Source organism: Ferrimonas balearica DSM 9799 (assembly GCF_000148645.1).
Classification (GTDB): Bacteria; Pseudomonadota; Gammaproteobacteria; order Enterobacterales; family Shewanellaceae; genus Ferrimonas; species Ferrimonas balearica.
In genome coordinates, this window is sequence record NC_014541.1 from 600,552 (window position 1) to 618,964 (window position 18,413).

Consider the following 18,413-nt stretch of genomic DNA (forward strand, 5'->3'; position numbering starts at 1 on the left):
TTTCTCTGTATCTGGTACCGGGAGGGGGACTTGAACCCCCAAGGTGTCACCACCGGCGGATTTTGAATCCGCTGCGTCTACCAATTCCGCCATCCCGGCTTAGGAGTGGGCATTATATACCGAAGTCACTGCGCGGCAAGTCCAATTCCGCTGTTCGGGCAATTTCTGCGCACTCCCCGGTGAAACGCTCTGGTACACTGCCCGCAGTGACCAAACAAGGAGCGAAGATGTCATCCCTTGCCAACGCCCCGCGGGCGTCTCTGGGTCGTCGACTGGCGGCCTGGGTATACGATTTTATGGTGGCCCTGGCGGTCTATATGCTGGCCGGTGCCGTGCTGTTTGCGCTGTTTACTGTGCTGGTGTCGGTGGGCGTCGTCGATAAGGGCGGCATGACCCACACCGTGGATGTGCTGCAATCCAGCCCGGTCTGGCTGACCCTGAACGAAGTGGGCAAGCTGCTGGCGGTAACCTGGCTGTTTGTCTGGAGCTGGAAGAAGAAGGGCCAGACCCTCGGCATGAGGGCCTGGCGCCTGCGGGTGCAGCGCACCGATGGCAGCGAACTGGATGCCCGCCAGGCGTGGTTGCGTGCGGTGGTTTCCTTTGGCGGCCTGGCGATGTTTACCCTGCTGTGGGATGACGAAGGCGCCGCGATGAATGACCGCATCAGCGGTTCTGAAGTGGTGATGCTGACCGTGGAGCAGAACCGCTCGCTGATGGAACGCGACTGACCTTGCCTATCTGATTCAGGCTGTTAGCTTGGGGGTCTGCCCAGATAAGGAGATCCCCATGCCGCTGCTTGACCCGCTTCCGCCGGAAACCACCCCCGAATTGGCGGAGGATTTCGCCCTCTTTACCCGCATTCTTGGTTTTATCCCCAACAGCCTGCTGACCATGCAGCGGGTGCCCGCCATGGTGCACGGTTTCGGTGCCCTGACCCGCGCCGTGATGGACCCCAACGGCAGTGTCGACCCCGGTTTTAAGCGGTTACTGGCGCACTTCTGCAGTCGTGCAGCGGGCTGCCAGTACTGCGAGGCACACTCGTTGATCGCGGCGGAGCTGCACGATGTGCCCCACGATAAGGTGGTGGCGCTGTGGGAGTACCAGACCAGCCCGCTCTATAGTGAGGCGGAACGGGCCGCGCTGGATTTTGCCCTGGCCGCCGGGGCGGTGCCCAATGCGGTGGATGAGCCGTTGATGGCAAAGATGCGCGAGCACTGGCGCGAGGAGCAGATTGTCGAGATCCTCGGGGCCATCGCCCTCTATGGCTTCCTCAATCGCTGGAACGATTCCATGGCGACGGAGATTGAAGCGCCGGCCCAGGCGATGGGCGATGAGGTGCTGGCCAAAGGCGGCTGGACCGGCGGCAAACACAGGGCCGGGTAATCACCCTAAAGAGAAAGGGGCGCATGATGCGCCCCTTTTTTGTGCCGGTTTACCGGGTTATCAGCCGTCACCGAGGGACAGCAGGGTGGCATTACCGCCGATGGCGGTGATGTTGTTGCTGATGGTTTTCTCGGTGACAAAGCTGTGCAGGTAGTGCGGGCCGCCGGCTTTGGGGCCGGTGCCGGACAGGCCATTGCCGCCAAAGGGCTGCACCCCAACCACCGCACCAATCTGGTTGCGGTTGATGTAGGCGTTGCCGGCGTTCACCTTGTGGGCGATGGCCAAAGCCTGGCCTTCATTGCGGCTGTGTACGCCCAGAGTCAGGCCGAAACCGGTGCTGTTGATCTCGTTGATCACCCGATCCAGCTCAGAAGCTTTGTAGCGGATGACGTGGAGAATCGGGCCGAAGTGCTCCTTCTCCAGCTGACCGATGTGCTGGATCTCCACCGCAGTCGGCGGCACAAAGTGGCCATGCTCGCACTCGTCGGAGAAGGCGGTTTGGCCAATCAGGCGACCCTCTTTGCTGATGCGCTCGATGTGCGCCAGCAGGCCCTGCTGAGCGGTCTGGTCGATCACCGGGCCGACGTCGGTTTTGAACAGCCCGGGGTTGCCCACGTGCAGTTCGGCCATGGCGCCTTTGAGCAGGTCGATAACCCGCTCGGCAATGTCCTCCTGCACGTACAGCACCCGCAGGGCGGAACAGCGCTGGCCTGCGCTCTGGAAGGAGGAGTGCACCACGTCGGTGATCACCTGCTCCGGCAGGGAGGTGGAGTCCACCACCATGGCGTTCTGGCCACCGGTTTCCGCCACCAGCTTGGCGATGGCGCCATCGCGGGCCGCCAGAGAGCGGTTGATCACCTTGGCGGTTTCGGTGGAGCCGGTAAAGCAGACGCCGACAATGCGCTCGTCGGCGGTCAGCAGGCCACCAATCTCGCGGCCTTTGCCGGGCACCAGTTGCAGCACGTCAGCCGGGATGCCCGCTTCGTGGGCCAGCTGGGTGGCACGGTAGGCCACGATGTTGGTTTGTTCTGCGGGCTTGGCTACCACGGTGTTGCCGGTCACCAGTGCCGCCACCACCTGGCCCAGGAAGATTGCCAGCGGGAAGTTCCAGGGGCTGATGCAGAGGTAGGGGCCGCGGCCCTGCACAAACAGTTCGTTGAGTTCGCCGGTCGGGCCCGGCAGTACGGTGTGCTCGCCCATCAGGCTGCGGGCCTGCACGGCGTAAAAGCGACAGAAGTCCACCGCCTCGCGCACTTCGTCGATGCCATCCTGCAGGCCTTTGCCCGCTTCACGGGTACAGAGGGCAATCAGCTCTTCACGGTTGGCTTCCAGCTTGTCGGCCAGCTCCTCAAGGGCACGGGCACGCTGCTCTACCGGCGTGTCACGCCAGGCCGGGAAAGCAGCAGTAGCGCGTTCGATGGCGTCCTGGATGTCTGCTTCGTTGGCAAAGTGCACTTCGCCCACCTGCTTGCGCTGGTCCTGCGGGCTCAGTACGGCGATGGCGTCGCCGCTTTGGCGGGTTTCGCCGCCAATCAGCGGGCCGGCGTGCCACTGTGTGGTTTTAAAGGAGTCCAGTTTGGCGAAGAAGGGGCGGGCTTCCTGGGCGATGTTCATGTTCAGTCCTTGCGAATTGGGGCGCTCCTTGCCGAAGATCGCTTCCGGCAGCACGATTTTGTGGTTGGCCAGGGTGGGGTAACCCTTGAGCGTGGTCAGCGGGTAGCTGATCAGGCTTTCAATCGGGGTTTTGGGGTCCACCAGCTTGTGCACAAAGGAGGTGTTGGCGCCATTTTCCAGCAGACGGCGCACCAGGTAGGGCAGCAGGTCCTTATGGGCGCCCACCGGGGCGTAGATCCGCACCTTCAGCCCCTTCTGCTGTTGCAGCAGGGTGTCGTACAGCTCTTGGCCCATGCCATGCAGGCGTTGGAATTCGTAGTCGCGCTGGCCAGCCAGATGCTGGATGGTGGCGGCGGTCTGGGCGTTGTGGGTAGCAAACTGCGGGTAGATGTTGCCCACAGTGGCGTCAGACAGCAGGAAGCGGGCGCAGGCCAGGTAGGAGACATCGGTGCCCGCTTTGCGGGTGAACACCGGGTAACCCTGGGCACCGCCCTGCTGGCACCATTTCAGTTCACTGTCCCAGTACGCGCCTTTCACCAGACGCAGGGGGATCAGGTCGCCCTGTTCACGGGCGAGGGCGTTGATCCAGACCAGCACCGGCAGGGCGCGCTTGGAGTAAGCCTGGATCACCAGGCCCAGGTTGCCCCAGCCCTTGGCTTCATTGCTGCGGTAGAGCTTTTCAAACAGCTTGAGGGAGAGCTCCAGCCGGTCCATCTCTTCGGCATCGATGGAGATGCCCACATCCAGGCTACGGGCCTGCTTGATCAGACGCAGTACGCTGTCGTACAGCTCGGTCATGACCCGGTCTTCGTTGGCCACTTCATAGCGCGGGTGCAAGGCGGACAGCTTGATGGAGATGGTGGGGCGGGGTGCCTGGCTGACATCGTAACTGTGGGCGCCCAGCGCGGTGATGGCGCGGCTGTAGCTGTCGAAGTATTTGGTGGCGTCGGCGGCGGTCAGGGCCGCTTCGCCCAGCATGTCGTAGGAGTGGGTGTAACCCAGGGCACGGTTGTCGTCACTGTTCTTCAGTGCTTCACCAATGTCCCGGCCCAGCACAAACTGCCGGCCCATGATCTTCATGGCGGCGTACATGGCCTGACGCACCACCGGCTCGCCCAGTTTGTTGACCATGCGGGCCAGCAGGTTGTTGGGGCTGCCGTCGATCTTTCGGTCAAGGGTGATCACTTTGCCGGTCAGCATCAGGCCCCAGGTGGAGGCGTTCACCAGCACCGAATCACTGCCTTTCATATGGCGGGCCCAGTCGGCGCCGGACAGCTTGTCCTCAATCAGGGCATCGGCGGTGGCGGCGTCCGGAATGCGCAGCAAAGCTTCGGCCAGGCACATCAGAATGATGCCCTCCTGGGTTTCCAGGCTGTATTGCTGCAGGAACGCGTCGATGCCCACCATCATCCCCTTCTTCTCGAAGCGACGAACGGCGGCCACCATCTGGTGCGCATTTTGGGTGATGGTCTCGATGCTTGCCGGATCGGCAGGCACCAGGGCGATCAACTCTTCCAGGTATTGGCTTTCATCAACGCCATAGTTAGGGCTGATCAGCTCGAACAGGGCGGCGGGGTCCTGATTGTGGAGCGCCGGGTCCAAAACGGTGCTGGCTTTAAACATGTGGGGTCCTCGTAATGCCGCGAGTCAGCGTGTTATCTGTTTTTGTATACAATCCTTGCTGACGGCGGGCTCAGTATACCTGCAAAATGTGAGGTCGGACAGGTTTTGCAGGGCTGGTTGGAACAGTTGTGTTAGCGCTTGGTTGTAATGCCTTGAAAGTCGGGGATTAGGCACAAAAAAAGCAGGCCGGGAGGCCTGCTTTTCAGAAGCATATTCAGGGTTGGGCTCAGGCCCAGCCGTCGTTCTTACGCTTGCGCTTGGGACGGGGCAGGTAAGCCACGATCAGGCCCAGGATAAGACCGGCACCGGCGACCATGCCGCCTTGTTGCATCCAGATAAAGCGTTCGCTTTGGCTCAGGGTTTCAACACGCTTGCTCAGCTCGGCGTTTTTCTGTTCGAGGGTGCTCATGGCGCGAGCCTGCTCCTGAACTTCCGCCTTCAGCTCGGTCACCTTCGCTTCGGCATTGGCGCTGGCTTCCTGATTGGATTGCAGCAGCGCGTCGCGCTCAGCGGTAACCGACTCGAGCTGGCTGCGGGTTTGCGCCAGGGCTTCGGTCAGCGCCGGAACCTTGGTGCGGAAGCTTTCACCGCGACCCATCTGCTCAGTCTGGATCCAGCCTTTGCGGCCTTTCTCGTCGATGACTTCACTGTACTCACCCTGAGTTTTGCCAGTGGCGGTCAGGGCCTCACCCGCTTTCAGGCTGCCCAGGATCCGGTACTGGGTGCTCGGGCCAGCCAGCAGGTAGATAAAGATGTCTTCCGAGACGGTATTCGTGGCTTCCCGCGCCACGGAGGTGCCGCTCACGGCCAGCAGGCAGATAAGAGCGGAGATAATGCGTTTTGTCATAGTGCTACAACCCGTGGAATGGGGCGACCATGCTAGGAGATCAGGCCAGATGTGGCAAGGGCTGGAGACGCAAAAAGGGAGCCAATGGCTCCCTTTTGAGTGGTCTTCAGTCTCAGGCCATGATGGCTTTGATGATGGTGAAGAACAGAATGGACAGTGCGGCACCGGCTGGCAGGGTGATTACCCAGCTTACAACGATGTTACGCACTACACCCAGATTCAGGGCGGCGATACCGCGGGCCAGGCCCACACCCAGTACCGCACCCACCAGAGTTTGGGTGGTGGAGATCGGCAGACCGGTACCGGACGCGATCACCACGGTAGAGGCAGCAGCCAGCTCAGCAGCGAAGCCACGGCTCGGGGTCAGGTGGGTGATGTTCTTACCAATGGTGGTGATAACACGCTTACCCAGAACCGCCAGACCGATAACGATACCGACCGCACCCAGCGGCAGGATCCACCATACCAGCGGGGCTTTGTCCGGGATTTCACCACCAGCGTGGATGATGGTAACAACGGCAGCCAGCGGACCGATGGCGTTAGCCACGTCATTGGAGCCGTGCGCGAAGGCCATACAACAGGCGGTGACCACCATCAGGATGGCGAACACTTTTTCCACGTTGGCAAACTGGGTGTCACGGGAGCCTTTGGTGTCGAACTTCATGCGGCCGATCATGGCCTTACCCATCAGGCCAACCAGCGCAGCCAGGAGCATCGCCAGACCGTAAGCTTCCACGGTGGAGAAATCCAGACCAACGTGCTTCAGACCTTTGGTGATGGTCACCAGAGACATGATGAAGGCAGCCAGACCCATGTAGAACGGCACGTAACGCTTGGCGTTGTCGAGCGGGTGGTCGGTGTCGAAAATCAGCTTCTGGGCGCTCTGGAAGATCAGATACGCAATGAAGGCGGCGATGGCGGGGGTCACAATCCAGGAGCCGACGATGCCAGCCACTTTGCCCCAGGAAACGGCGTCAACGCCCACACCCACAGCAGCGAAACCGATGATGGCGCCGATGATGGAGTGGGTGGTGGATACCGGCCAACCCAGGTAGGACGCGGCAACCAGCCAGATACCCGCAGCCAGCAGCGCGGAGATCATGCCGTACACCAGCAGGTCTGGAGAGTCGATGAAGTAGGAGGAGTCGATAATCCCTTTACGGATGGTGTTGGTCACTTCGCCGCCGGCCAGGTAGGCCCCTGCGAATTCGAACACCATGGCGATGATGATGGCCTGTTTGATGGTCAGGGCGCCGGATCCCACCGAAGTGCCCATTGCGTTGGCTACGTCATTGGCTCCGATGCCAAAGGCCATCAGGAAGCCAAAAAGCGCCGCAGCCATAATCAGCCACGGGCCGTAAGTTACCAGTACGTCTACCATGGTAAAACCTTGTTAGGAAAACAAATTTTGTCGGATTGGAGGTTAGGATCGGGCCAGCATGAGTTCCAGACGAGAGCCAGTGCGCTCGGCCAGATCCGCCAGATCACCCACCCATTCGAGGATCTTGTAGAGGAACATCACGTCCACCGGGTTCAGCTCTTTTTCGATCTGGAACAGCTGGCGGCGCAGTGAAATCTGCATAGAATCGGTGTCGTCTTCGATCAAATCCAGTTGCTGGATCATCTCTTCGACCAGGTCAACTTCGCGACCGCGGAAACCAGTTTCCAGCAAGTCGTCCAGTTCATTGATGGCCTTGCGGGCCTGTTTGACGGCGTCGATACAACGGACCACATACGCGGTGAAGTCCTCTTGCATCGGTACCGGGATCTGCATTTGACGGCCAATTACACGGCCGGCGATGTCTTTGGCTTTGTTGGCGATCTTGTCCTGTTGGGTCAACATCTCCAGCAAGTCAGTACGCTGCATGGGCATGAAAATGCCACTCGGCAGACTCATGCGGATCTCCCGCTTGAGTTGGTCGGCATCGCGCTCCAGCTGGCTGATCTCTTTTTGCAGCGCAGTGGCTTGGTCCCAATCTCCGGCTTTTACGGCCTCGAAGAAAGGCACCAGACGCTTAGCGGCCTGGGTGGTCTTGTCAATGTGCTGCTCAAGCGGTTTGATAGGTGACTTGGCGAACACGCCCAAAAAATTTACCGGCATAGCCTTGTTCCTTAATGGAGCCAAAATGGGATCGGCGCGCGAATAATACTCACCTTTGCAAGATTCGCAAGAACCAGAGCCGACGCGATCCCCTAAAGTTTAATGCGTGTGGCCCCGATTCGCCTTGGGACCCCAATCGGATGCGGATCCTATGACTGTTTTATGACAGTTAGGTGACAGCATGACATTTTCATTTCTGATGGATGATATTTTGATGAAATTTGGAGCGCTATGGAAGTTGAGTTGAAGCTGTTATTGGCCCCTGAAACCCCGGTTGGGGCCTTGTCCAGTCTGGAATTCCCCGCCGCTTTGACTCAAATCAAACGGGCTTCACTGGGCAACGCCTACTTCGACACCCCGGATCTGGCCCTGCGCCAGCGCGACATGGGATTGCGCATTCGTCGCCGGGGGGATTTCCGTGAGCAAACCCTCAAAACCGCCGGTCGGGTGGAGGGCGGGTTGCACGCCCGTCCCGAGTACAACACTGAGGTGTCAGGGGAATGTCCGCAGCTGGAACGTTTTCCTGACACGCTCTGGTCAGAAAAAGACCGGGAGGCCATCCAGTCTGCCCTGGCCGTGCAGTTTCATACCGACTTCGAGCGTCAGCAGGGTGAGTTAAGCCTGGCCGATGGCGTCCGGGTCGAGTTGGCGCTGGACAGTGGCACCATTCGGGCCGGTGAACGAAGCGAGGTGATTGCGGAACTGGAACTGGAGTTGATCAGCGGAGAGGCCAGTGCGCTGATGCCGCTGGCCCGTCACTTGATGAGTCAGTGGCCACTTCGCCTGGGGCTGGATTCTAAAGCGGCCCGGGGTTATCGGTTGGCCGGACTGGCGCCCTGGCCGGAGGTGGTGGAAAACGCCGCCACCCAACCGTTGGCGCTGCTGGCGGCATGGCAGCGCAATGAAGAGCGCCTGTTGGCGGGTGAACTGGCCGCGGCCGCGCCCATGTCGGCACAGCTGCAGGCGGTGGTCACACTGCTTGGCGAATCCGCTGAGGGGCTGCGGCCGTTGGTTCAGGCACTGCAGGGCGACGCGCCCCGCCAGGCGCTGCAGGCTGCACTGGGCTCAACCGAATACGGGTTGATTCAACTGTCGTTGCTGGCCTTGTCGCTGGACTGAGCTTCGAGGCTGGCGCGCAGCGCTTTGATCTCCTCCAGCAGGTCGGCCTGCTGATGCTCCAGCGTTTCCTGCTGGGCCTGAAGACGCGCCATCTCCGGCGCGTCTTTTTCATCATCCTGAACAAACAGCGAGGCCAGGAATCCGGCCACCACCCCAAAGAAGCTGACGCCGGTAACGATCACCACGGCGGCGATCACCCGTCCCTCGGTGGTGACCGGGTAGTAGTCGCCATAGCCCACGGTAGAGATGGTGATCAGTGCCCACCAGATGGCCGATTCTGCCGAGTCGATATTGGCGCCGGGGGCGCCATCTTCCACCAGCAAAATCAGCACCGAGGAGAAGGTGATGATGGTGATCATCGCCAGCAGCAGGCTGGTCAGGGTGGTTTCCCGCTTCTGCTTAAGCAGCGGCGCCAGCACCGAGCGGCTCATGCGGATCAGCCGCACCACCCGCAGGATCTGGAAGATCCGGACAAAGCGCAGCTGCTCCACCACCGGAATGGAGGCCACCAGGTCAATCCAGTGGGTGCGCAGGTATAACTTCCTGTCCGTGGCGCGCCACAGGCCGTAGAAGAAGTTGAGGATAAAGATCATGCAGATCGCAAAGTCGATCTTGATCAGCAGCCGCACGGTTTCGCGGTCGGGGTCGCTGAACACGATGGTCAGCACCACGATCACCGAAAACAGCGACAGCAACATCATGCCCAGTTCGCGTGGGCTGAGGGTGAACTCCGTCTCTCGTTGCACCTTCGCTCCTCAGGGTTGAATCAGATTGGCCAGCAGCAGGGCGGATGCGTACACCAGGGCACCGTCGAGGATGGCGATGCCGCTGTTATTTTGCAGCTCCACTTCGCGGCTGACCTTGATCTGGGCCAGCACGACGTAACGTAATCCACTGGACAGGGCCAGCAGCAGGGCCAGGCCGATGGTCGACCACATCAGCCAACCGCCCACATTCAGCATTGGGGTTGCGGGGTTATAGGGGTTGAGTGCCCCAGCCGTTGCGATGATTTTGCCGCAGGCCAGCAGATAGGCGCTGTGACGCAGTGCTACGGCGCGATGGTCCTGAGCCAGGGCCCGTTGCAGGCTGCCCCCCTGATTGATGCGCTTGAAACGGTGCTCCAGTATCCGGGTGATCACCACCAGCAGGGTCAGGGCGATAAAGTAATCGAGGCAGAGCAGAAACAGGGCGGCCAGGCTGATTTCGCCCAGCCAGCGCAGATTGGCCAGCAACACCGTGGCGGTGGCGATGGCGATGGCCGCATCCACCATCGCCATGGCGATATTGCCCTCAAGGATCAGCCCCTGTTTGTCCACCTGGTGCAGCGCCAGTTTGTCATACCACCAACGCCCCAACCGGATCAGCGCCAGCGTGGCCAGCCCCATGGCACCAATCCAGGCGGCTTTCCACCCCATCGACTCCGGGCCGGGCAGGTGGAACACGCCGGACAGCACCAGGCAAAGGCCGGTCATGCCACCCGCTAAACTGATACCAAAGGCGATATTGTCCCGCTCGGCGAGCTCCTCCCGGGTGCTGACCCCACTCCACCAGCCGTGGGTGTAACGGGCAATCACAAACAGCACCAGGATCAGGGCCAGCTCCACCGCCAACAGCGGCAGAGACTCCCCCGCCAAGCGTTCAAACTCCGTCAGTGCTGACGCCATGTTCATCGAACCATCCTCCCAGCTTGCAGGGTGCCGTGATATGGTTGGGCCACTGCAAGAAGTTAAGGTTAACAGGACGTTATTATGACCAGCGTGCCCCACGACAACAAGCTCAGCCCGGCCCTGACGCAACAGGCGCAACGCGCCTGGGAGCGACTAGATCCGGCGCTGCTCGGCCAGTTGGACGAGTCGGGTCAGGCCAACTTGTGGCGCTTGCTGGCCCTGTCTGAATATCTCGGCCAGGTCTGGAGCCGTGACCCAGAGGCTCTGGCTCAACTGTTGCTGCAGGGCCAGTTGAACGAGGGGGCCGAGGCCGACCAGTATGGCCCGGAACTGGCCACGGTGATGGCCGGGTGTCCCGATGAAACCCAGGCCATGGCACGGCTGCGCCGTTACCGTCATCGCGCACTGGCCCGCATCGCCGCCCGTGACCTGCTTAACCTCGCCCCGGTGGAGGAAACCCTGGCCCTGCTGTCGGCCCTGGCCGAAGCGATGGTGGTGGCGGCGCGGGAATTCCTGGCGGCCCATCTGGCGCCGCAGTGGGGCGTGCCCACCGGTGCGCAGGGACAGCCCCTGCAGCTGATGATTCTGGGTATGGGCAAGCTGGGTGGCGGCGAGCTGAATTTCTCCTCCGACATCGACCTGATCTTCACCTACCTGGAAAACGGGGTGACACAGGGCGGTCGGCGGGAACTCGACAACCAACAGTACTTTATCCGCCTCGGACAGAAGCTCGTCAACCTGTTGGCGCAAACCACGGTCGACGGTTTTTGCTATCGGGTGGATATGCGCCTGCGCCCCTTTGGTGATGCGGGCCCGCTGGTGGTGTCACTGGCGGCGCTGGAGGACTACTACCAGGAACAGGGGCGGGAGTGGGAGCGCTACGCCATGGTTAAGGCCCGCCTGCTGGGGGCGACGCCGACGGAGTCCCAGGCCCTGCACGAACTGTTGCGGCCCTTTGTGTATCGCCGTTATCTCGACTTTTCCGCCATTGATGCCCTGCGTCGGATGAAGGGGCTGATCGAATCCCAGCTGCGCCGTCAGGCACTCTCCAACAACATCAAGCTGGGACGCGGCGGCATCCGCGAGGTGGAGTTCGTGGCCCAGACCTACCAGTTGATCCGTGGTGGCCGCGAGCCCAGCCTGCGGCAAAGCCCGCTGCGTCCGGTGCTGGCCGAGTTGCAGCGACTGGGGCTGATTGACCATCGCAGCCACCGTGCCCTGATCGAGGGTTATGACCTGTTGCGCCGGGTGGAGAACCGCCTGCAGGCGCTTAACGACAGCCAGACTCAAACCCTGCCCGCCGACCCCGATAATCAGCTGCGGCTGGCTCTGGCGATGGGGGAGGACAGCGCGGAAACGCTGTGGCAGCGGATCCAGCAGGCGATGGCCGATATCCACCAGGTGTTTCGGGACACCATCGGGGCGGAGCAGGACGAAGAGAGTGAATTGGGCGGTCTGCCAGCGTTGTGGCAGGGGCCTGGACTGGATGTGGATGCCGAAGCGATTCTGGCGGAGCATGGCCTTGAGGCCACGCTGTGGCCGCGCATCCGCACCGTCCGGGATGAGTTCAGCCAGCGGCGTACCGGCCCGCGTGGTCGGGAGGTGCTGGATAAGCTGATCCCACGGCTGCTGCAGAAGCTGGCGCGGCAGAAAGATCAGGAGTCGGTGTGGCTGCGCGTCACCTCCGTGCTGGCCACCATCCTCACCCGCACCACCTACCTTGAACTGCTGCTGGAGAACCCCGGAGCGGCGCGCCAGCTGGTGACCCTCTGTGCCGCCAGTCCCTGGATTGCGGAGCAGTTATCCCGTTACCCCATTCTGCTGGATGAACTGATTGACCCGGTGGCGCTGTACCAGCCCCTGCCGCCGGAGGGCTACGCCGCCGAACTGCGCGAATATTTGCTGCGGGTGCCGGAGGACGATCTGGAGCAGCAGATGGAATCGTTGCGCCAGTTCAAGCAAGCCCATCAGTTGCGCATCGCTGCCGCAGACGTTACTCGGGTGCTGCCAGTGATGAAAGTGAGTGACCACTTAACCTGGCTGGCTGAGGCAATCATTGAGCAGGTGGTTAACCTAGCCTGGCAGCAGCTGACCGACCGTCACGGTCGTCCCAGTCTGGCGGGTGAAGGGCGCGGTTTCGCCGTCATCGCCTACGGCAAGCTGGGGGGACTGGAGCTGGGCTACGGCTCGGACCTTGACCTGGTGTTTCTGCATAACGCGGGTGCCGGCGAGACCGATGGCGCCAAGCCCATCGACAACAGCCACTTCTACGTCAAGCTGGCCCAACGCATCCTCCACCTGTTTGCCACCCGCACGGCGTCGGGCGTGTTGTATGAGGTGGACACCCGGCTGCGCCCCTCCGGCAGTGCCGGTTTGTTGGTGAGCCAGATTGACCGCTTTGAGGAGTATCAGCAGCAGGAAGCCTGGACCTGGGAGCATCAGGCGCTGGTGCGGGCCCGCTTCGTCTACGGTGACGATGACTTGGCGGCGCGCTTTGCCCAGTTGCGCCGTCGCTTGCTGTGCCAGCCCCGGGATGCCGCCAAGCTGAAAGAGGACGTGGTGTCGATGCGGGCCAAGATGCGTGACCATCTGGATCGTTCCGACAAGCAGCAGTTTGATCTGAAGCAGGGGCCGGGCGGCATTACCGATATTGAGTTCATCACCCAGTATCTGGTGCTCAAAGAGGCGGCGGCTTGTCCGGCACTGGCCTTGTGGTCCGATAATGTGCGGATCCTGGAAACCGCGCTGGCGGAGGACAAGCTGGGGCCACAAGCCGCCGATCGCCTGATCCAGACCTACATCGACCTGCGTGACACCAGCCATCACAAAGTGCTGGCCGGGGAAGGGGGGACCGTGCCGCTGGCCGAACGGCCCGATGCCTGTGAGGCGGTACTGGGGATATGGGACGAGCTGTTGGGTGAATAAAAAAGGGAGGCTGGTGCCTCCCTTTTTTTTCAGTAGATCTTCGGGTCGTCCGGATTGGGCCGCGTTTTAAAGCGGCGGTGCAGCCACATGTACTGCTCCGGACGGCGTCGTACCAGTTGTTCGGTCACCTCGTTGCAGCGGGTGGTGTCAGCCAGTTCGTCGCCGCTGGGGAAGTTCTCCAGCGCGGGGCTGATCTCGATGTGGTAGCCGCTGTGGTCCGCTTTGCGCTCCACAAAGAACGGCAAGACCCGGGCCTTACCCAGCTTGGCCAGCGTCGCGGCCCCGGCAGCGGTGGCTGCAGGGACGCCAAAGAAGGGGGCAAACACACTGCCGCGTCGGCCTGCGTCCTGGTCCTGGGTGTACCAGATCACCTCACCCGCTCGCAGGGCTTTCACCATCTGACGGACTTCGCGCTTCGGGATCAGCCCCTTGTTGGAGCGCAGCCGGCCTTTCACCTGCAGGTACTCCATCATCGGATTGTTGTGTGGGCGGTATACCCCGACCCCGGGCTTCATCTGGCCAAAAACCCGGGCTCCGGGCTCCAGCATCAGGCAGTGGGCGGCCATCAGGATCACGCCCTGGCCCGCCTGTTCAGCCGCTTCGACGTGCTCCCAGCCAGCCACCGTCATGTGGGCCTGAACCTTGGCGTCAGACCACCACCAGGCGTTGGCGGTATCGAACAGGGCCATGCCGGTCTCTTCGAAGTTTTTACGGATCAGCGCGTCGCGTTCCGCATCGGACAGCTCCGGCATACACAACTCAAGGTTGCGACGGGCCACGTGGATGCGCTTGCCCATCAGGCGCTGAATCAGCCGGCCCACAGCCGCACCAAGGCGGTATTGAATGGACAGGGGAAGCATAATCAGCAGGCGCATGATGACGGTGCCGAGCCAGTAACCCCAGTACTTGGGGTGCAGCAGTGCCCGACTGAAGGGGGCGGTGGTGTTCATGAGAGTGATATTCGGCCTTTTTTATTTGGCGTTAGTGTACCTCAATCGGCCGGGAACGGCACAGCACAGCGGCATCCACCATGTTACACTGGCGGTTTCTTTGTGATTTTTGCTGGACGCTGAATGAAAGTTACTCTGCCCGATTTTTCCCAGGCCCGTGTGTTGGTGGCTGGCGATGTGATGCTTGATCGCTACTGGGTCGGGCCGGCGGATCGGGTCTCTCCGGAAGCGCCGGTGCCGGTGGTTCAGGTGAATCACTGCGATGACCGGGCCGGCGGTGCCGCTAACGTGGCGCTGAATGTGGCGGCACTGGGCGGCCAGTGTCGGCTGTTGGGGCTGGTTGGGGAGGATGAGAGTGCCGAGGCACTGCGTCAGGCCATTAAAGCCGGCGGCGTGGATGCGGAACTGTTGGTGCAGTCCGGCAGCAGCACCACCACCAAACTGCGGGTGATCTCCCGGGACCAGCAGTTGATCCGACTCGATTTCGGCGATCATTTCCAACCCTCCGACGCCCTTAACCGGGCTGCCACCGGGCAACTGGCACAGCATCAGGTGCTGGTGCTGTCGGATTACGCCAAAGGGGCGCTGGTCGACCTGCCTGCGTTGATCGCCTCGGCACGTCAGGCGGGCGTTACCGTTCTGGTTGATCCCAAAGGCAGTGATTTCTCCAAATACCACGGTGCCTCCCTGCTGACCCCCAATATGACCGAGTTTCAGGCGGTGGTGGGGCCGGTGCGCGATGATCAGGAGCTGGAGCAGAAAGGCCAGCAGCTGGTGCGCGAACTGGCGCTGGATGCCCTGTTGGTGACCCGCTCCAAGAAGGGGATGACCCTGCTGCGAGCCGGGCAGGACGCGCTCCACCTGCCAGCCATGGCCCGCGAGGTGTACGACGTGACCGGTGCCGGCGATACCGTGATCAGTACCCTGGCGGTGGCTCTGGCGGCGGGCAGCGAGCTGCCCCAGGCCTGTGCCCTGGCCAATGCGGCAGCGTCGGTGGTGGTGGCCAAGCTGGGCACTTCCACGGTTTCGGCACTGGAGCTGGCGGCGATGGTGGACTCTCTGCATCACAGCGACGGTGTGGGTGTGGTCAGTGAGAATCAGCTGCTTAAAGCGGTGGCAGAGGCTCAGGCCCGTGGCGAAACCGTGGTGATGACCAACGGTTGCTTTGACATCCTGCACGCCGGCCATGTGGGTTACCTCGAACAGGCCCGGCGCCTGGGTGACCGCCTTATCGTCGCGGTCAATGACGATGACTCGGTGCGCCGCCTTAAGGGCGCGTCCCGCCCGGTTAACGGTGTCGAGCAGCGCATGCGGGTGTTGGCCGCGTTGGGCGCGGTCGATTGGGTGGTCCCCTTCAGTGAGGACACGCCGCAGCGCCTGATCGGTGCGGTGTTACCCAACTTGCTGGTGAAGGGGGGCGACTATCAGGTGCATGAGATCGCTGGCCACAAAGAGGTGCTGGCCAACGGCGGTGAGGTCAGGATCCTCGGCTTCGAGGATGGGCTCTCCACCAGCGCCATCATCAACACCATCCGCAAGGCCGACTGAATGCGATGGCTGGGCGCGGCACTGGCACTGGGGGTGTGGCTTTGGGCCCTCCCGGTGCTGGCAGCGCCCGCCCATCAACTGTGTCGGCTGGACGCACTGGATGAGTGTGTTGAAGGGCTCAGTCCCCAGTGGCGGGGCATTCTCCAGCGCTTGTGGCCGGGGCCGCTGGCGGTTTCGGTAAAAACCGCGCTGGCCGGACAGGGGGGCGTCACCCTGCTTACCGACACCGACGCTTTGATTCTGCTCGACCCCCAAAGCCTGAAACGGCCCCACCTGGTGTTGCTGGATAAGCAACTGATTGAACGTCCCCCGCTGCGCACCTTCCGTACCACCTACTATCACGAGCTGGGTCATGTCGCGACCCGCAACTCCCCCTGGCTGCAACGCCTTGCCCGACCCAACTGGCCACAACACTGGCCCGAAGAGGTGCTGGCGGATCTCTACCTGTTCTGGACCCAACTGCGGGAGGGAGCCAGTATGGATGCACTGTGGCAGCAGGTGCATCTGCGTAATCTGGGCCTGATCCAGGCTCGTCCTGACTGGACTCACTGGACCACGCCTCTGCTGGTGCCCCTGTTGTGCCAGCCTGAGGCACTAAAAGCCTACTCCCAGCGTCCACTGGAACAGTTTCTTGATGCCACCCTGGGGCCACAGAGTGCGCCGCCACTGGCTCAGTACCGGCTGCTGGGCGAGCGGCAATTCGCGCTGACCACGCCGGGCATCGCCCAGCCCTATCTGGCGTCAGCCCACCGTGGCCACTGGGCGGCGATGCTGCAGCCGACCCTGGATTGGCTGGGGGTCGACAGCGCCACCTATCTGCAGCATCACCATCTGCCTTACCACGACGACATCTGCCAGATTCTGCGATAACGCTCGTTGGTGGGATTCACTATTGAGCGGCGGGCCTCACCACCCCCTGAATCAGCGACATTCCAATAACCCATTTAAAATCATCGGGTTGGTTTTTTGGCACGGGATCTGAATAGGTTAGCCCGCCTGGTGAAGTGGTACGGGCATGGTTAGGACTTTCCTGGCCGATGACGACATTGACACCCGGCCCCCCAGTGGGGCCTCCCATTCTGGCTCCCTGCCTTGACAGGTTCGGGCGGGGGGCCGATGTTTGAACGCTAAGTTGACCAGAGATGCAGTGAAGGAGCGCGTATGTCGGGAACAACCATGGTCGTGGTGATTGTGGCCATCGTAATGGGGTGTGTGCTGGAGATGAGCCGCCACTGGGCGCGCTCAGGTCGCAAGCACAGCAAAGATACGGAAGCGGCGCTGGAGCAGTTGCGTCAGGAGAATGCCAAATTGGCTGAGCGGGTTGCCACTCTGGAAACCATCGTGACCGATCGTGGCTTCGACCTGGATCAGCAGATCCGCAAGCTGGGTTAACCCCCACCGGACAGGGAGACAGGATGATGGCGGAAGTGGTTTTGGGCTTTTTGTTGGCCGCGGCCATTGTGGCGATGGTCTTGGCCTGGCGGTCACCCAGCCGTTTTGCTCAGTGGGCCAGAGTGCTTGGAATGAGTCAGGACCGCGGGTCTGCAATGGCGGAGGATCTGGCTGCCCGGGAACGCCTGGCGGAGCTGGAAAAGGAAAACGCCGACATTAAGGCACGTTTGGCGGTGTTGGAATCCATTGTGACCGACAGCAGCTATGAACTGGACCAGCGCATTCGCAAGCTGAGTTAAGGAGGCGGTATGACCCTTTGGACGTTTTTAGCGATTTTCTTCGGTGGCGCGTTTCTGCTGGAAGCTTACAAGACCCACAGAAAGAGCAAGCTTAAGGCGGGTCAGAGCAGTGAGCTGGCCGCGGTAAAAACCGAGCTGGATGCTTTGAAGGCCGAGAACCAGGCGATGAAAGCGCGGATCCAGACGTTGGAAGCCATCGTGACCGATGGCCGGTTCGATCTGGATCAGGAGTTTCGTAAGCTGGGCTGAGGCCCAGCTTCGCCGACGGCTTTAAGCCATCAGGGTGGCGATCAGAATGCCACCACCCACCAGAGTGAACAGGGCACCACAGATCCCGTCAATGTAGGGCGTCAGGCGTTGCAGCTGACGCTGCATCCGGGCGCCGGTCAATACCCAGGCCAGCCCGGAAAACCACGCCAGTGACAACCCCCACAAGATAACGATGGCCGCGACCTTGCCCTCGCTGGAGACCGATGGCGGCACCAGGGAGGTCAGCAGGCTCAGGAAAAACACCAGCGCTTTGGGGTTGAGCAGATTGGTGGTGAACCCTTTAACCAGCGCCGCCCAGGGCGACACCAGCGCGGTGGCCGGTCCCAGGCTGCCGACGCTGCCGACCCGCCACTGCTGGTAAGCGGAGCGCAGTGCACCCAGCCCCAGATACAACAGGTAACTTCCCCCGGCCACACGCATCACCACCGGCAGCATCGGGTGCTGTTGGATCAGCAGGCTGACGCCGGTCAGCGCAAACACGGAGTGCAGCAGGATGGCCAGTGAGATGCCCAGCGCAATCGCCAGGCCGATGCGGCGGCCGTAGCGGCTGGCATTTTGCACCACCAGGGCAAAATCCGGGCCCGGACTGGCCAGGGCCACCAGGTGCACCAACGCCAGGGTGGTCAGCAAAGAGAGTTCGTTCATGGTGAGTCAGGAGGGGAGTAAAGACGCCAG

17 protein-coding genes and 1 tRNA gene are annotated in these 18,413 nt (G+C 61.7%); 9 read left to right on the forward strand and 9 right to left on the reverse strand.

Annotation, left to right across the window (positions count from 1 at the left end; translation table 11 throughout):
• Window positions 1-12 precede the first annotated feature (12 nt).
• Window positions 13-99: transfer RNA gene (locus FBAL_RS02845), tRNA-Leu, on the reverse strand.
• Between the two features lie 128 nt (window positions 100-227).
• Between FBAL_RS02845 and FBAL_RS02850 the strand changes: the two genes are divergently transcribed.
• Together FBAL_RS02850 and FBAL_RS02855 are read left to right on the forward strand one after the other, a co-directional pair.
• Window positions 228-728, forward strand: coding sequence for an RDD family protein (locus FBAL_RS02850; RefSeq protein ID WP_013344068.1), 501 nt, complete (start codon window positions 228-230; stop codon window positions 726-728).
• Between the two features lie 58 nt (window positions 729-786).
• The gene (locus FBAL_RS02855) at window positions 787-1,383 is read left to right on the forward strand and encodes a carboxymuconolactone decarboxylase family protein (RefSeq protein ID WP_013344069.1); all 597 of its coding nucleotides are present in this window, start codon (window positions 787-789) and stop codon (window positions 1,381-1,383) included.
• Between the two features lie 60 nt (window positions 1,384-1,443).
• Here FBAL_RS02855 and putA read toward each other — a convergent pair whose 3' ends face one another.
• The 4 genes from putA to FBAL_RS02875 form a co-directional block, all read right to left on the reverse strand.
• Complete coding sequence (putA, locus tag FBAL_RS02860) at window positions 1,444-4,620, reverse strand: bifunctional proline dehydrogenase/L-glutamate gamma-semialdehyde dehydrogenase PutA (RefSeq protein WP_013344070.1); 3,177 nt, start codon at window positions 4,618-4,620, stop codon at window positions 1,444-1,446.
• A 226-nt stretch (window positions 4,621-4,846) separates the two neighbouring features.
• Window positions 4,847-5,467, reverse strand: coding sequence for a TIGR04211 family SH3 domain-containing protein (locus tag FBAL_RS02865; protein WP_013344071.1), 621 nt, complete (start codon window positions 5,465-5,467; stop codon window positions 4,847-4,849).
• A gap of 112 nt (window positions 5,468-5,579) precedes the next feature.
• Window positions 5,580-6,848: an inorganic phosphate transporter gene (locus FBAL_RS02870; protein WP_013344072.1), complete on the reverse strand. Its 1,269-nt coding sequence runs from the start codon at window positions 6,846-6,848 to the stop codon at window positions 5,580-5,582.
• A 42-nt stretch (window positions 6,849-6,890) separates the two neighbouring features.
• Window positions 6,891-7,568 (reverse strand): TIGR00153 family protein, encoded by a 678-nt coding sequence (locus tag FBAL_RS02875; protein WP_013344073.1) that lies wholly within the window; start codon window positions 7,566-7,568, stop codon window positions 6,891-6,893.
• Window positions 7,569-7,799: 231 nt separating this feature from the next.
• Between FBAL_RS02875 and FBAL_RS02880 the strand changes: the two genes are divergently transcribed.
• On the forward strand, window positions 7,800-8,687 hold the full coding sequence (locus FBAL_RS02880; protein ID WP_013344074.1) for a CYTH domain-containing protein: 888 nt from the start codon (window positions 7,800-7,802) through the stop codon (window positions 8,685-8,687).
• Here the strand turns inward: FBAL_RS02880 and FBAL_RS02885 are convergent.
• Complete coding sequence (locus tag FBAL_RS02885; RefSeq protein ID WP_049779314.1) at window positions 8,654-9,388, reverse strand: potassium channel family protein; 735 nt, start codon at window positions 9,386-9,388, stop codon at window positions 8,654-8,656. The genes FBAL_RS02880 and FBAL_RS02885 overlap by 34 nt on opposite strands.
• A gap of 54 nt (window positions 9,389-9,442) precedes the next feature.
• Window positions 9,443-10,357, reverse strand: a complete 915-nt coding sequence (locus tag FBAL_RS02890) for a DUF350 domain-containing protein (RefSeq protein WP_013344076.1) — start codon at window positions 10,355-10,357, stop codon at window positions 9,443-9,445.
• A 78-nt stretch (window positions 10,358-10,435) separates the two neighbouring features.
• On the opposite strand from FBAL_RS02890, the gene glnE reads away from it, so the two are divergent.
• A complete protein-coding gene (gene glnE / locus FBAL_RS02895) occupies window positions 10,436-13,279 on the forward strand; it encodes a bifunctional [glutamate--ammonia ligase]-adenylyl-L-tyrosine phosphorylase/[glutamate--ammonia-ligase] adenylyltransferase (protein ID WP_013344077.1) in 2,844 nt (947 codons plus the stop codon).
• A 29-nt stretch (window positions 13,280-13,308) separates the two neighbouring features.
• Here the strand turns inward: glnE and lpxL are convergent, their stop codons facing one another.
• Window positions 13,309-14,229 carry an LpxL/LpxP family Kdo(2)-lipid IV(A) lauroyl/palmitoleoyl acyltransferase gene (gene lpxL / locus FBAL_RS02900; RefSeq protein WP_013344078.1) on the reverse strand — a complete coding sequence of 307 codons (921 nt, stop codon included), beginning with the start codon at window positions 14,227-14,229 and terminating at the stop codon, window positions 13,309-13,311.
• Between the two features lie 123 nt (window positions 14,230-14,352).
• Between lpxL and hldE the strand changes: the two genes are divergently transcribed.
• From hldE to FBAL_RS02925, 5 genes are all read left to right on the forward strand, one after another.
• Window positions 14,353-15,777, forward strand: coding sequence for a bifunctional D-glycero-beta-D-manno-heptose-7-phosphate kinase/D-glycero-beta-D-manno-heptose 1-phosphate adenylyltransferase HldE (hldE, locus tag FBAL_RS02905; protein ID WP_013344079.1), 1,425 nt, complete (start codon window positions 14,353-14,355; stop codon window positions 15,775-15,777).
• Window positions 15,778-16,647: a hypothetical protein gene (locus FBAL_RS02910; protein WP_013344080.1), complete on the forward strand. Its 870-nt coding sequence runs from the start codon at window positions 15,778-15,780 to the stop codon at window positions 16,645-16,647.
• 291 nt (window positions 16,648-16,938) lie between these two features.
• Window positions 16,939-17,169, forward strand: coding sequence for a hypothetical protein (locus tag FBAL_RS02915; protein WP_013344081.1), 231 nt, complete (start codon window positions 16,939-16,941; stop codon window positions 17,167-17,169).
• Window positions 17,170-17,192: 23 nt separating this feature from the next.
• Window positions 17,193-17,468, forward strand: a complete 276-nt coding sequence (locus FBAL_RS02920; protein ID WP_013344082.1) for a VIT1/CCC1 transporter family protein — start codon at window positions 17,193-17,195, stop codon at window positions 17,466-17,468.
• A 9-nt stretch (window positions 17,469-17,477) separates the two neighbouring features.
• Window positions 17,478-17,717, forward strand: a complete 240-nt coding sequence (locus tag FBAL_RS02925) for a hypothetical protein (protein WP_013344083.1) — start codon at window positions 17,478-17,480, stop codon at window positions 17,715-17,717.
• A gap of 21 nt (window positions 17,718-17,738) precedes the next feature.
• Here FBAL_RS02925 and FBAL_RS02930 read toward each other — a convergent pair whose 3' ends face one another.
• Window positions 17,739-18,383 carry a LysE family translocator gene (locus FBAL_RS02930; RefSeq protein WP_013344084.1) on the reverse strand — a complete coding sequence of 215 codons (645 nt, stop codon included), beginning with the start codon at window positions 18,381-18,383 and terminating at the stop codon, window positions 17,739-17,741.
• Between the last annotated feature and the right edge of the window lie 30 nt (window positions 18,384-18,413).